The organism is Metabacillus sp. KH_069 (genome assembly GCF_057838075.1).
The window spans coordinates 272,228-286,562 of the sequence record NZ_CM174460.1; the positions used below are offsets into that span (position 1 = coordinate 272,228).

Below are 14,335 nucleotides of genomic sequence, written 5' to 3' on the forward strand. Positions count from 1 at the left end.
TTGTAATAAGTCCTTATTACTGCCTTTAAATTGAGCCGGTAGAATCATGGGTGAACACATCTTGAAGGAGGAGTTACCTTGGACAAGAATCATGATCAGCATCAATCAGGCAGCAACTATGATAAATCACGCAGGACGTTCCTGAAGTATTTCCTGGCAGGATCTGCGGTTATGGCATTGGAGACGTCCGGAATTTCCCGTTTGACGTCGATGGTTTCCCGTGCGGAAGCGGCAACAGCGGTTAAGCCTTATGCTGCATCACAAGCTATTGGGAAAGGGTTCCCGCAGTCTGTTGCATCAGGTGATCCGACGCCGACGGGTGCGATGCTTTGGACAAGGGTTGATCCTTCTTTGGAGACTGGTTTAACGAATAAGGAATTCTCCAGTGAAGTCATTTACTGGCTTGAAAATGAAGCTGCAAACGATGCTTCTTTAGAAGACGGCATTAATCAAGGTAAATTCATTATGTTTGAGATAAGTAAAAAAGAAGATTTTTCTGAAGTGGAAATGAGAGGCTTCTCTCCGATCTGGAAGGACCATGATCATGTCGTGCGTGTTGACCTGGATGGTGAGCTTGCTTCCAGTCAGACGTACTATTACCGGTTCATTACAAAGAGCGGACTTGTCAGTAAGTCAGCCCGTTTCAAGACACTGCCGCAAGAAGGAGCGGATGTGCAGTCAGCATCGATCGGATATGTGTCGTGCCAGGATTACACCAATGGCTATTTTAACGCGCTAGGCTACATGGCGGATGAGGAAATGGACTTTTTCCTTCATCTCGGAGACTACATTTATGAGTCGGTTGGTGACGCTGCCTACCAGGGGAATATTGCTGGCCGCCAAATTAAACTGCCCAGCGGACAGAGCAAGGCGTTCACGATTCAGGACTACCGCAAGCTTTACCAGACGTACCGTTCGGATAAGGACCTGCAAAAGCTTCATGAAAAGCATGCCATGATTGGAATCTGGGATGACCATGAGTTTGCCAACGACACGTATTATCCGGCTGTCGCACCGGATGATAATCCGGAATCCGATCCTGCCCGCCGCCTCGTTGCGAACCAGGTTTGGTTTGAATACATTCCGGCGCGTGTCCCATACAATCCAAATGGAACATTTGAAGATTCCGTTAAAATCTACCGTACGATTACGTTTGGAAACCTTGCTTCCATCATGATGACGGATGAGCGGCTCTACCGAAGTGCGCACCCTTGCGGACAAGGCACGCTGGACCGATACTTGGCAGGAGGCTGTGAGGATATTAACCTTTCGAGCCGTACGATGCTTGGGAAAACCCAGAAAGAGTGGTTCTTAAATGAGCTGAAAAACGCCAAGGGAACATGGAAAATCTGGGGCAATGAAGTGCAGGTGACACAACTTAAGGTGCTGGGCAGATATCTGAACCTTGATGCATGGGATGGCTATGCCTATGAAAGACAGCAGATTGCCCAAACGGTGCTGGACAATGGAATCAAAAACTTCCTTGCGCTGACCGGTGATTTCCACACGTTCGAAGCATCTTACATGCAAAATGAGTATAAACGCGGCGGTGAAAAGTATGGGGTGGAACTGATGGTCGGTTCTGTCACATCCAGTAACTTGAGAGAATCCCTTCGCAACTCCATGAACTCAATACCTGATGTTTCGAGTCCAATACCGATGGACGCAGCTGATGAGCTGGTGAAAATGTTAAAAGGAAAATTCAGCAGCGTTACAACTTTTACAGCAGAGCTACTGTTTAAAGAGCTTCAAAATATCGTCAAAATAGAAAATCCATGGATCGACTTATTTGACAGTACAACTCACGGATATGCCGTGTTGCAGCTTAGCAAGACAAAAGCAACATGGACTGCCTATTCTGTAGACAATATCGAAAAACCGCAGGCATCCAAAAAGGTATTATGGCAATGTGAAGTTCCGAACGGCGAAGTGAAAATAAACGTTTTACAAGGAAGCATACTTTAAAAAACAGGAGGGCGTAACCATGCTGCAAAATATCGGAATTCCAGGATTGATTTTAATTGTGATCATTGCATTGATTGTGTTCGGACCTTCAAAGCTGCCGGAAATTGGACGATCTTTTGGGGTAACTCTGCGTGAGTTCAAGAAGGGCACGAAAGACTTGATGTCAGAAGAAGAGCCGAAGAAAGCGAAGACAGAAGAAGCAGCTGCTGTGCAGCGGGAATCTTAAGAGCAGAAAAGGGAGGGACTTGGCTGGTCGTACGGCAGGTCCCTTTTTTCTAAGATGGAGGGGTGAACATGACACAACAGGAATTTATCCAGAAACATTTGATGGAATTGCGGCAGCGGATCATAACAGTGGCTGTGGCTTATGCGGTTCTATTGATAGCCGGTTTTTTAAGTGTAGAGCATATTTACCGATGGATTCTTAATGACGCAGAGCTTGAACTCACTGTACTTGGGCCTTCAGACATCCTGTGGATCTATTTCACGCTTGCCAGTATTTGTGCGTTTGCGTGCTGCATTCCGCTGATCACTTATCAGGTTTGGGCTTTCATCAAGCCTGCATTGAAGCCGGTGGAACGGACAGCAACTTTGATGTTCATTCCATTGTTATTCCTTTTATTTGTGAGCGGAGTGGCGTTTGGCTACTTTTTAGTTTTTCCGATGGTGTTTGAGTTTATTGTGTCGCTGTCTGACGGGATGTTTGAGACGATGTTCACAGCGGAAAAATACTTCCGGTTCTTATTTCAGATCATCCTGCCCTTGGGACTGCTCTTTGAATTGCCGGCCGTCGTCTTATTTCTAACAGAAATCGGGCTGTTAACTCCTGAGTTTATGAGGAAATACCGAAAGTACGTCTTTTTCGGACTCGTTGTCCTGTCGGCCGTCATAACGCCGCCGGACTTTGTCTCCCAGCTGTTCGTGCTCATTCCGATGATCATGCTATACGAAATCAGCATCTGGCTCTGCGCGTGGCGTTCGCAGAAGAAGACTGTGACTGCTTTATCGCATAATGTTTGATGCTGGAATTTTTGGCCATGCCGAAAGCCATTCGGCGTCTAGACACCTATTCTGCAAAGAGAAGGCAGAAAGCTTCCCATGAGTTGATGAAACTTGTGTGGAGCTTCTTTTTGCTGCTCTTGAAACCGCAAATGCAAAAAAATGTTAAAACAGTTGACACCATTACTACTAAGTAATACTATATATAAGTAATAAGCAATACTGAATAGCGTTTGAATATGTCAGACAAAATAAAGGAGGTTCTCAACATAGAAAATTTAACAGAAATGCTGAAGGGATCGCTTGAGGGGTGCGTGCTGGAAATTATCAGCCGCCATGAAACGTATGGCTATGAGATAACCCGCCGTCTGAATGAACTTGGATTTACGGAAGTAGTGGAAGGGACAGTCTACACCATCCTTGTGCGTCTAGAAAAAAAACAACTGGTGAACATTGAAAAAAAACCGTCGGATATGGGCCCGCCCCGCAAGTTTTACACACTGAATGAAGTCGGCAGAAAGGAACTTGATCTTTTTTGGAGAAAATGGGATTTTGTATCTGCGAAAATTAATGTTCTGAAGTCAAATTAGGAATTTGACTGTGAATTCACATGGAGCTGTGATTAAAAAGGAGGAAAAAAGATGATGGACTGGTTTAGAAAAATGATTGGCGACAAAAAAGAGTACAGAACGATGATGGCACGGGTTGAAGCCCTGCCGGAGGATTATCAGTTTGTTTTTAAGAAAATTCAGCATTATATGTGGGGTTTCTCTTCAGGCAGCGGGATGGATATGCTGCATATCCAATATGAGCTGATTGAATTGTTTGAAGGCGGAGCGGCAGAAGGCAGACAAGTGCTGGAGATTACTGGAGAGGATGTGGCTGCATTTGCTGATGAACTTGTGGCAAACGCGAAAACCTATGCCGCCAAGCAGCGTGAAAATCTGAACCAGAGCATTATGAAGCAATTAGGAAAAAATGATAAAAAATCTTGACTGAATAGCCGGCTATTCTTGTAAATGGCCACCTTCGCTGTTCAGGTATTTTTTAGCCTGGTAGTAAGTGATACATGTTACCAGTAAGACTTAATAGCTGATGTGAGTCATTCAACAAAATTTATATGGGAGGAATTAAGATGAATCATGCCGTGATATCAGTAAAAGGATTAAAAAAATCCTTTGCAGATAAGGAAGTGTTAAAAGGAGTGGACTTCGAAGTTCAACGCGGAGAAATTTTTGCTTTGCTTGGTTCAAATGGTGCAGGCAAGACAACGATTGTCAGCATTCTGTCAACGCTGATGAGGGCCGATGGCGGAGAAGCAGCAATCTGCGGTTATGATGTCATGCGGCAGACAGTTCATGTCCGGCAGCACATTAGTTTGACAGGGCAGTTCGCAGCTTTAGATGGAATGCTGACCGGACGGGAAAATCTAAGGATGATTGCCAGGCTGCGGGGAGTTTCCAGTCCCGCCCATGCTGCAGACAATCTTCTGGAAAAATTCAGTCTGACAGATGCGGCTGACCGCCGTGCGGATACCTATTCCGGCGGGATGAAGCGCCGGCTCGACATTGCCATGAGCCTAATCGGGAATCCGTCAGTTATTTTTCTCGACGAACCGACAACAGGACTCGACCCTGAAGCGCGAATGGAAGTGTGGAATACCGTCAGGGAGCTTGCCCTCGAAGGCACGACTATTCTGCTGACAACACAGTATCTGGAGGAAGCGGAGCAGCTGGCGGACCGTATCGCCATCTTGCATGGAGGAAAAATGATTACGACCGGTACCCTTGCCGAACTTAAGAAAATGTTCCCTCAGGCGAAAGTAGAATACATCGAGAAGCAGCCGACTTTGGAGGAAATTTTCCTCGCGATTATCGGCAAAAAGGAGGAGATGTAAATGAGAAGCCATACTGGAGTATTACTGGGGCGATTAATGCTCAATATTATGCGGAGCCCGGATACGATTATTACGGTGGCTGTTACGCCGGTTATGATGCTGCTCCTGTTCGTCTATGTATTCGGAGGTGCCATAAACTCGGGAGCAGAACCCTATGTCAATTACCTATTGCCGGGAATTCTGCTGATAACCATTGCATCCGGCGTCGCTTATACTTCTATGAGGCTGTACACCGATGTAAAGAGCGGATTACTGTCACGTTTCATGACTATGCCAATAAAGCGATCGTCTATATTGTGGGCTCACGTTCTCACCTCGCTGGTTTCCAATGCACTGACTGTCGCGGTTGTTATCCTCTTCGCTCTCTTGATGGGCTTCCGTTCAGGCGCAGGGCTCCTGGATTGGCTCGCTGCAGCCGGAATACTCGGGATGTTTACGCTGGCGCTCACATGGCTTTCTGTCATTCCGGGCTTAAAAGCATCGTCTATGGAAGGGGCGACTGCCTATTCGTATCCGCTTATCTTTCTGCCGTTCATCAGTTCGGCTTTTGTTCCCACTGAGACTATGCCGAAAGTTGTCCGCGTATTCGCTGAAAATCAGCCTGTGACATCAATTGTAAATACGCTGCGTGCTCTCTTGTACGAAGGTTCCGCTGGAAGCGACATCTGGACCGCGCTTACCTGGTGCCTCTGCATCATGGTCACCGCTTTCTTTTTTGCGAGTAAAGAATTTAAACGCAAGCTGGGGTAAGTATGGCAAGTCGCTGGTCATATAGAAGGCTGCTCAAATGATTGAGCAGCCCTTGTGTTTTAATTGATTGTTAAAATTAGGTAAACATTCCGTCCGTATATTGACTGGAACTGCGGGAAGTGTGATGATTGAAGAAGAAAACTAAGTCTTTTATCCTATAAAAATCTCTTGTTTTACTGCGGAAAAGTCCTCACTCTTTTAAAAATTTTAATGGTTCAATTTTAGCAATGATCCCAAAAAACCACAATAAAACTCCCTTTTTTAAGGAGGTGAATCCATTTGTAAACAAACGTTTAAAATTTTTTAGGAATTGTATTCTTATCTACGTTCAATCTTAAAGGAGGAGAAATGATGGGACATGATATTTGCGGTTACAATCAGGCGGGAGAAGAAATTGCATATCTTCGTTTCAGTATGGGCAATGGGCATGCTTCAATCGTATACGGTGTACTGGATGCTGACGAATATAACGGAGGAGTCAGCGGAACAGGCAACAGCTCGTCCTTTTCCATGCAGCAATTGGAGATAGCTTTGAACGAATATCAGAATTTCTGGAAAATCAATAAAATACCGGAAAGTGAATTCGTTAAGTGGGAGATAAAACAAATACAGGACTTTCTATCCATTTGTATGTCAGCAGCAGAAAAAGAAGGAAATGTAAGGGTTAGTTTTAGCTAGGCCACGGGATATCCTCAATCAGAAAACCTCTTAATACCCCTGAATGACTTTCTGCCTTCAGACACCCGATTTTTTCATTGATGAAAAATTTAAAAAGCTCATTCTTTACTGACTTTCAGCAAAGAATGGGCCTTTTTCCATTGAAATCAGCAAAGCACAATCACCCTGTAAGGAACAGTTTGAGCAGGAATGCTTTTCGTGGAAGCCCCGTATACAACAACCAAATCACGGTTAGCGGGACTGGCGGTAAAAGCCTGGCCGTTTGTCAGCAATGTCTGAGTAAAAGGTGATAGATTCAGCTTCAGCTGTCCATCGCTGCTCACCAGCTGATTGTTGAAATACGACACTTTCACATTTTGATTCTGGCTTTCTCTTACCATCACCAGCGCCTGATATTGGGGCGGATAAATGAGGGGGACAGGTGCATTTCCGTCATAATACCCAGTCACCAGGTCTCCGGCAGATACCATTGCATAGTCGACAAAATAGGTGGAAGGTGACACAATGAAATTTACAGTGGTACCCGATTGATTTTCTACTGAGAATACTTTGAAGCAGCCTTCGCCGCTTTGTCCTGTGTTAAAATCATTGATCGCTGTGACAATTCCTTGAAACGCATAAAAATTTATCATACATAAGCCTCCATCCTTCGTACACTTATGTACGTTATGCGGGCAGATACCTAAATGAGTGTGCGGATGCCTATCATGAGGTAAAACTGTTCTGTATGCAGATGCGGCCTTCTTTTGCGTCATTTCTGCTTTTATTAAATGAATAATAATATTTTTATGAATTCGTTTACAATATTTTCTGCTATAATAATTTCTAGTTTTTAGTATGTATAGAGAGGTGTCGAATAAAATGGCTCCAAAGTATCTTCAAGTGGCCGGCCAAATTGAGTCTGATATTATCCATCATGTTTATCAGAAAACGAATAAACTGCTGACGGAAGATGAATATGCCGTAAAATATCAGGTCAGCCGCAACACCGTCCGTAAAGCAATTGATATTCTTGTTAATAAAGGATATGTGTATCAAGTTCAAGGCAGCGGTGTGTTTATCCGCAACCATCACAACAGAGGACACGTCAATCTGGAAAGGCTGCAGGGGGTAACGAACGACTTCAGTGACCGCCTTGTAGAAAATCAACTTCTTGATTTTAAGCTGATGCAGGCAGATGAGGATTTGGCAGTCAATATGGGCTGCAAAGCCGGAACGTCTGTTTATTATGTGAAAAGGCTGAGATATGTTGATGGAGACCCCTTTTCGATTGAAACCTCTTACTTTAACAAAGACCTTGTTAAATATCTTGATGAAAATATCGTGAAGAAATCGATTTATAATTATCTTAGAAATGACCAAAAACTTGCGATCGGTTTTGCAGACAGAATTATCGGTGCAGACTACCTTACTTCTGAGCAGGCTGATTTACTGGGGTTAAAAGCAAATGATCCGGCTTTAGTCGTGGATAATACGGTTTGTTTAACAAACGGCGCAATCTTTGATTATTCACAGTCCGTGCATCATTTCAAACATGTGAAATTACTGAAAGTATCGAATATGAAAGGGAGTTAAGTGTAAAGAGGGCTTAGAGCTCTCTTTTTTTATTGTATAAAAGGGTTTACATCTGAATTCTAGTAAGTTATTATAAGTTTATAAAATTTGTACCTATGAATTTAAATCATACTTATGAAAGGGTGTACATAGATGGTTGAACAAGCAATTGAGATTAGCCCTGAAGATATCTTTGGATTGATCGCTTTTTCAGGAGATGCGAAAGCAAGTTATCATGCAGCCTTACATCTGCTCAGAGAAAACAAAATCGAAGAGGCAGAAGCTGAAGTAGTGAAAGGTGATTCCATTTTAAAAGAAGCACATGCGATTCAAACAAAATTTGTCACACTTGAGGCTCAAGGAAAATCAGCAAAAGTCGGTGTACTGATGGTTCACGCCCAAGATCATTTAATGAATACGATTCTAGTAAAAGAACTCTTGGATCATATGATGACGATGCAAAAAGAAATTAACAAATTGAAAGGGATGAATTGATATGGTAAAGATCGGACTATTTTGTGCAGCAGGCATGTCGACTAGTATGTTAGTGGAGAAAATGAAAGCGGTTGCCAGTGACCGCGGTACAGAGGCTGAAATTGCAGCTTATCCTGAATCAGAGATGGAAAAGTATGTGGATGAAATTGATGTCGCTTTGCTTGGTCCTCAGGTGAAGTACTTATTGAGCAAAGGAAAATCAATCTGTGAACCTAAAGGTGTTGCGATTGATGTTATCAATACCGTTGACTACGGAATGATGAACGGTGCAAAAGTATTTGATCACGCAATGAAACTAGCAAATAAATAAACGGGGTGAATGATTTGAAAATGCCAAAGGATTTCTTGTTCGGTGCAGCTTCAGCTTCTTACCAAGTAGAGGGTGCCTGGAACGAGGATGGTAAAGGAGTTTCAAACTGGGATGTCTTTTCAAAGATTCCCGGTAAAACATTTGAAGGAACGAATGGCGATGTGGCAATTGACCACTATCACCGCTATAAAGAAGACATCGCGCTCATGGCAGAAATGGGACTTGAATCATACCGGTTTTCCATTGCCTGGACACGCATTATCCCTGACGGTACTGGAGAGGTAAACCAAAAGGGTTTAGACTTTTATAACAATGTCATTGATGAATGTTTAAAATATGGAATTATCCCATTTGTAACATTGTATCATTGGGATCTCCCACAGCCGCTGGAAGAAGAGGGCGGCTGGCGGAACACGAAAACATCGGAAGCATTTGTAAGATTTGCTGAAGTTTGTTTTAAAGCCTTTGGTGATCGTGTACGAAACTGGATTACCTTTAACGAGACCGTTATTTTCTGTTCGTTAGGCTATTTAACAGGCGCTCATCCGCCAGGTATCGAAGGGGATGCTAAAGCCTACTTCCAGGCAACACATAATGTATTTGTTGCTCATGCACGTGCAGTCGAACGTTTCAAAAAGTCAGGCTATGAGGGCGAAATCGGCATTACTCATGTTTTCAATCCGGCGTTCAGCATTGATGACGACGAAGAAAATAAATTTGCAGAAAGACATGCGAATGCCTATTCGACACACTGGTATTACGATCCAATCTTAAAAGGATCTTACCCTGAATACGTAACTGATGCGCTTGAAGCTGAAGGATTGCTGCCGGAAATGACGGAGGAAGAGCTTGATTTGCTTCGCCGGACGGCTCCTATGAATGATTTCATCGGACTTAACTATTACTGTCCGCAGCGGGTCATGAAAAACGATTCAGCACTCGTCATGTCAGGCGGCCGAGAGAATTCAACAGGCAAACCTGGAAACCCATCATTCGATGGCGTATACAAAACAGTCATGATGGATGACAAAGAGTATACCAAATGGGGCTGGGAAATCGCTCCTGACGCATTCTTGGATGGAATGCGCATGCTGAAAGAACGTTACGGAAACATCAAGATGTATATCACTGAGAATGGATTAGGCGATGAAGACCCGATCTCCGGTGAAGAGATTCTTGATCAGCCTCGAATCGACTACATCGAAAGTCATCTAAGAGCTGTAAAGAATGCCGTAAGCGAAGGAATTAATGTTTCAGGATACTTTGCTTGGTCTGTCATTGATTTGCTGAGCTGGCTGAATGGATACAAAAAACAATACGGATTTATATACGTTGACCACAAAAATGGTCTTGCACGAAAACGGAAGCAGTCGTTCTTTTGGTACAAGGATATGATCGCTACACGCGCAGAAGAACTTTAAGGAGGCAATCTGATGGGCCGCTTAGAAAGTATATTTGAAAAGTTCATGCCTTTCTTCCTTCGATTTGCAAATGCGAAACCAACACTTGCAATTAAGGATGGATTTATTTTAACAATGCCGATGACCATTATCGGCTCCCTTTTCCTGCTCATACTTGCTGCCCCGATTCCTGGCTGGGCAGAAACTATGGTAAAATTGTTCGGGGAAGAGTGGAGCCTCCCGCTTACTCAGGTCGTAGGCTCTACATTTGATATTCTGGCGCTGATCGGCGTCTTTGGAATTGCATATTCATACGTTAAGAATGAAAAAATAGAAGGTACGCCCGCTGGTATTTTAGGAATTATAGCATTCCTTATTATTACCCAGGCTTCTGTACTGTCAAAAGACGGTGAAACAATCACAGGCGTCATTCCAAAAGTCTGGACTGGCGGCCAGGGTGTATTGGCAGCCATTGTAGTCGGATTATTTGTTGGCTTCGTTTACACACAATTTATTAAACGTGACATTCGCATTAAAATGCCTGATGGTGTTCCCCCTGGTGTAGCGAACTCGTTCTCTGCATTAATTCCCGGATTTGCGATCATCACAGTCGCTGTCATTGTATTTGCATTATGTCAGGCTTTTGCCGATAAGACGTTTACTGAAGTTGTTTATACACTGCTTCAAGTACCAGTACAAAACTTGACGGACACGCTTACTGGAGCTGTCCTGATCATGGTCTTGATGTCCCTTCTTTGGTGGTGCGGAATTCATGGTGCTGCGATCATTATGGGTGTTATGGGACCGCTTCTCACAGCTAATGCCCTGCAAAACCAGGCGATTATTGATTCTGGTGAAGCACTTGTTGTGGGGGAAAATGCCAAAATCGTAACCATTCAATTCTTGGATGTGTTTACAAAACTTGGGGGATCAGGGATTACGATCGGTTTCATTATTGCAGCACTTGTTGTGGCAAGGTCGTCACACTTAAAGCAGCTCGGCCGATTATCTCTTGGACCAGGATTATTTAACATCAACGAACCAATCATTTTCGGTATGCCGATTGTGTTTAACCCAATCATGTTTGTTCCATTTATTGTTGTTCCTGCAATTGCATCATTTATGGTTTACTTCTCAATCATTTGGGGTTGGGTAGAACCCTTTAATGCGCTTCAGGTTCCATGGACGACACCGCCGATTGTTTCTGGTTTCCTGATTGGCGGCTGGAGAGCTGCTTTGCTGCAAATCGCAACCATTGCAATGTCGGTGATGATTTATCTTCCATTTGTCAGAATGCAAGATCGTTTATCTTATAACGAAGAGCTCAAAGCAAAAGAACAATCAGAAAGTGCCATTGCTTGAAAGAACTAAATAAAGAATTACCCCCAGTACGCTGTTACAGGGGGTAATTCTTTATTTTTGTACCTATACTGCAAGGATAAACAATATTTATAAGAAGAAAGTAGGATATACAGTGAAACATCTATTAGCTTGTGATATCGGAGGCACCGATTTAAAAATCGGAAAATTTTCTCTTACAGGTGACCTTATAGAATCTGTGAAAATATCTTTGGCGGACAGGAAAGGCCAGACAATTCTTTCTCAAATTGAAAGCCAAATAGATCCCGATACAGAAGGTTTAGCTCTAAGCATACCTGGATTTATTGATCCAACTACGGGTTTCATTGAAATGGGCGGGGCGATTGTAGATTTTAATGGCTTCAACATTTTCGATTATTTTAAAGAGCGTTTTCCTGGTATATCAGTAAGTGCAGAAAACGATGCGAACTGTGTCGCACTGGCGGAAAAATGGAAAGGAAGCGCAAAAGAAGAGACTGATTTTCTATGTCTTACGATAGGTACAGGAATTGGCGGCGCCATTTACTTGAACGACGCTCTTTATCGAGGTGTGCGTAACCGATCTGGTGAGTTTGGGCACATGTTCAGTGAACACGTTACAAGTGATATCGCAGAAAATCATAAATTTAACAAAACAGCTACGCTGGCAGTTATTCGTCAAAAATACGCAGAGTGTATGAACATTCCTTTTCAAAATGTGTCAGGGGAACAAATTTTTGAAGCTTACGACCAGGGGGAAGAGACCGCATCACTTCTTGTTCGTGAATTATATAGCGGACTGGCAATGAGCATATTAAACTTATATTATGTGTTTGCCCCTCCTGTTTTTTATATCGGCGGAGGCATTACTTCAAGGAAATCGTTCATAAATGAATTAAAACAGCGAATTTTAGAGATTGATCCAACATTCTCTGCTGCTATCAGACCTACTAGTTTTGGAAATCAATCGGGTATGATTGGTGCAGTGTACCATCATCTTACTTTGCAGAAATAATTAAATGTAAAGATGCAGAGTGGATATAAAAAAAGATAAAGTGAATTGCAGCATTTTCAAATAGCTTTTCTTTCCTGAGGAGTTAGGTGAAGATATTTCGTTCACTTGATTACATCCCTTTCTTAGGTGTGTCATGTTTGTTGTAATTATTAACCCTTAAAACAGCGTCAAACCTTCATTTTTTGGGATTTGACGCTGTTTTATTTTTCTGCGAGATATACGCAGATCATAGATGCCGCTCTAACAAAATCGCAACTTGCTCTGCCTTGACATGAGGCAGGTATGGCGTAAATTCATCATTCATTATAAGAAAGCAAATATTTTAAATCAGATTAATTTATAATAACTGCTGGCAAGCCATAAATTACTATTGGTTCTCGAACTTATTTTTATAGAACTGTTTGTATCGCATGGCGATACAGCTTGCAAATAAGTTTAAAAACCCTCATATTTAATAGTAAAGGAGGTCCGATATGCGACGTGATATACAACCGAATGAACGAGCTTTCTCTTCAAAGGAAGCGGCTGAAGAAGTTGGGATTGCCACTCCCACTGTTCGTAAGTATGGCCAAATATTAGAGCGGAACGGTTATGAGTTTCTGAAAGATGGCGAACGGCGAATCTTTGTTCAATCTGACATCAGAGCGCTTATAGCGCTGCGCGATACGGATAAGCCCCTGGACGATACAGCAAAAGACCTTGTTTATGAACAAAAAGAGAGATTAGAAGGATCCGATACATCAGAGATTGCGATACCCGATACATATAACCATTTACCAAATGATCCCAGTCAGTTAAAAGAGGCATTTATGTATGTGGTCAATGAACTTGCAGCTGCACGTGAAATGAATGTGGCGCTGAAAAACGATCTAACACAGCTCAAAACATCGGTTTCCCGGCTCCAGCAAGATCATCATGTAATAAGTTCAACGATTGGAAATTCGTCACATAAAACGAATGCCAAAATTGAAAAACTGCTTCAGCAGCAAACGGATCACTACGAAACATTGCTGCAGGAAGAAAAACAAAAAAGTGAGCTCCTGCAAAAACAAATTCAAACGATGCACGATGAACAAAAGCAAGAGTGGAACTCCCAAAATGAGTTTAATAAACGCTTAGAAGAAGCGATACAAAAACCTAGAGAAAATTGGAGCTGGCTTTTTTCTTTATTCCGGAATAAGAATGAATAAAATCATAGTTCATTAATTAACAGGTTAGGGTGCATGCTTTGTAAGAGCGTGTGGATAACATGGTATCACCGCGCTCTTACAAAGCAAACGAAGGGTCAGCTAAGAATTGGAGGCGATTCCTTCTTTCAAGAACATCATCCTTAATGGAGTTGTTCAAGAAAGGGGCGAATCGTCTCTTTTTTTGTATCGTATCGCTGGGCGATATAACGTGCGTATGAATCCCCAGAACCTTCACCTTTAATAGAAAGATAAGTTTGATATTGAGACACAACTGAGTTTTTGATGGGGATTGGTGTATCTTATGTTCCATAAGGTATTGAAGCGCTTGTAGCGTGAGGCGATATGGAAAGATCCTAGACGATAAGCTAAAGACAGATAGCGATACATAATACAAATGACGTTTTAAACCAATTGATTAAAACTACAGCAGGGTCATCTTATCCTTAGTTTTGTAATCAAGGAAGGGGTTGATGGGTTTCGTATCGCAGGGCGATACAACTTGCAAATATATCCCCAGAATCTTTATGAGTTTTAATAGTAATATCGTTTCTAATCAGTCATTAAAACGCTTATAGCGTTACTCGATATGGTTAGACTCTAGACGATAAAAATAGAAGGCGTGTATATCAGCAGAAAGTTTAGAAAAATCAGTGTAACAAATAGCGACACATGATACACATCAACCAATATTCTACATCACTATTTTTCATATATCGACTAATTCCCGGGAAATATCTACAAATT

General features: G+C 42.5%; 16 protein-coding genes. 15 read left to right on the forward strand and 1 reads right to left on the reverse strand.

Going from position 1 to position 14,335, the window contains the following annotated elements; all coding sequences use genetic code 11:
* Positions 1-78: 78 nt before the first annotated feature.
* The 8 genes from AC3ISE_RS01575 to AC3ISE_RS01610 all read left to right on the forward strand — a co-directional run bounded on the left by AC3ISE_RS01575 (position 79) and on the right by AC3ISE_RS01610 (position 6,289).
* The gene (locus AC3ISE_RS01575; RefSeq protein WP_489222782.1) at positions 79-1,965 is read left to right on the forward strand and encodes an alkaline phosphatase D family protein; all 1,887 of its coding nucleotides are present in this window, start codon (positions 79-81) and stop codon (positions 1,963-1,965) included.
* Between the two features lie 19 nt (positions 1,966-1,984).
* Entirely contained in the window at positions 1,985-2,191 is a 207-nt protein-coding gene (locus AC3ISE_RS01580; protein WP_489222783.1) for a twin-arginine translocase TatA/TatE family subunit, read from the forward strand.
* Positions 2,192-2,259: 68 nt separating this feature from the next.
* Positions 2,260-2,985: a twin-arginine translocase subunit TatC gene (tatC, locus tag AC3ISE_RS01585; RefSeq protein WP_489222784.1), complete on the forward strand. Its 726-nt coding sequence runs from the start codon at positions 2,260-2,262 to the stop codon at positions 2,983-2,985.
* A 248-nt stretch (positions 2,986-3,233) separates the two neighbouring features.
* A complete protein-coding gene (locus AC3ISE_RS01590) occupies positions 3,234-3,554 on the forward strand; it encodes a PadR family transcriptional regulator (RefSeq protein ID WP_489224232.1) in 321 nt (106 codons plus the stop codon).
* Between the two features lie 51 nt (positions 3,555-3,605).
* Positions 3,606-3,959, forward strand: coding sequence for a DUF1048 domain-containing protein (locus AC3ISE_RS01595; RefSeq protein ID WP_489222785.1), 354 nt, complete (start codon positions 3,606-3,608; stop codon positions 3,957-3,959).
* 140 nt (positions 3,960-4,099) lie between these two features.
* A complete protein-coding gene (locus tag AC3ISE_RS01600) occupies positions 4,100-4,861 on the forward strand; it encodes an ABC transporter ATP-binding protein (protein WP_489222786.1) in 762 nt (253 codons plus the stop codon).
* Positions 4,862-5,611 (forward strand): ABC transporter permease, encoded by a 750-nt coding sequence (locus AC3ISE_RS01605; protein ID WP_489222787.1) that lies wholly within the window; start codon positions 4,862-4,864, stop codon positions 5,609-5,611.
* 348 nt (positions 5,612-5,959) lie between these two features.
* On the forward strand, positions 5,960-6,289 hold the full coding sequence (locus AC3ISE_RS01610; RefSeq protein ID WP_489222788.1) for a hypothetical protein: 330 nt from the start codon (positions 5,960-5,962) through the stop codon (positions 6,287-6,289).
* A 146-nt stretch (positions 6,290-6,435) separates the two neighbouring features.
* Here the strand turns inward: AC3ISE_RS01610 and AC3ISE_RS01615 are convergent, their stop codons facing one another.
* Positions 6,436-6,921 carry a hypothetical protein gene (locus AC3ISE_RS01615; RefSeq protein WP_489222789.1) on the reverse strand — a complete coding sequence of 162 codons (486 nt, stop codon included), beginning with the start codon at positions 6,919-6,921 and terminating at the stop codon, positions 6,436-6,438.
* Positions 6,922-7,150: 229 nt separating this feature from the next.
* Between AC3ISE_RS01615 and AC3ISE_RS01620 the strand changes: the two genes are divergently transcribed.
* From AC3ISE_RS01620 to AC3ISE_RS01650, 7 genes are all read left to right on the forward strand, one after another.
* Positions 7,151-7,864, forward strand: coding sequence for a GntR family transcriptional regulator (locus tag AC3ISE_RS01620; protein WP_489222790.1), 714 nt, complete (start codon positions 7,151-7,153; stop codon positions 7,862-7,864).
* Between the two features lie 132 nt (positions 7,865-7,996).
* Positions 7,997-8,338 (forward strand): PTS lactose/cellobiose transporter subunit IIA, encoded by a 342-nt coding sequence (locus AC3ISE_RS01625; protein ID WP_489222791.1) that lies wholly within the window; start codon positions 7,997-7,999, stop codon positions 8,336-8,338.
* A gap of 1 nt (position 8,339) precedes the next feature.
* A complete protein-coding gene (locus AC3ISE_RS01630) occupies positions 8,340-8,648 on the forward strand; it encodes a PTS sugar transporter subunit IIB (RefSeq protein WP_489222792.1) in 309 nt (102 codons plus the stop codon).
* Between the two features lie 14 nt (positions 8,649-8,662).
* The gene (locus AC3ISE_RS01635; protein WP_489222793.1) at positions 8,663-10,069 is read left to right on the forward strand and encodes a GH1 family beta-glucosidase; all 1,407 of its coding nucleotides are present in this window, start codon (positions 8,663-8,665) and stop codon (positions 10,067-10,069) included.
* A 12-nt stretch (positions 10,070-10,081) separates the two neighbouring features.
* Positions 10,082-11,410, forward strand: a complete 1,329-nt coding sequence (locus tag AC3ISE_RS01640; protein ID WP_489222794.1) for a PTS sugar transporter subunit IIC — start codon at positions 10,082-10,084, stop codon at positions 11,408-11,410.
* Positions 11,411-11,522: 112 nt separating this feature from the next.
* The gene (locus AC3ISE_RS01645) at positions 11,523-12,401 is read left to right on the forward strand and encodes an ROK family protein (protein ID WP_489222795.1); all 879 of its coding nucleotides are present in this window, start codon (positions 11,523-11,525) and stop codon (positions 12,399-12,401) included.
* 473 nt (positions 12,402-12,874) lie between these two features.
* Positions 12,875-13,591, forward strand: a complete 717-nt coding sequence (locus AC3ISE_RS01650; protein WP_070875281.1) for a hypothetical protein — start codon at positions 12,875-12,877, stop codon at positions 13,589-13,591.
* Positions 13,592-14,335 lie beyond the last annotated feature (744 nt).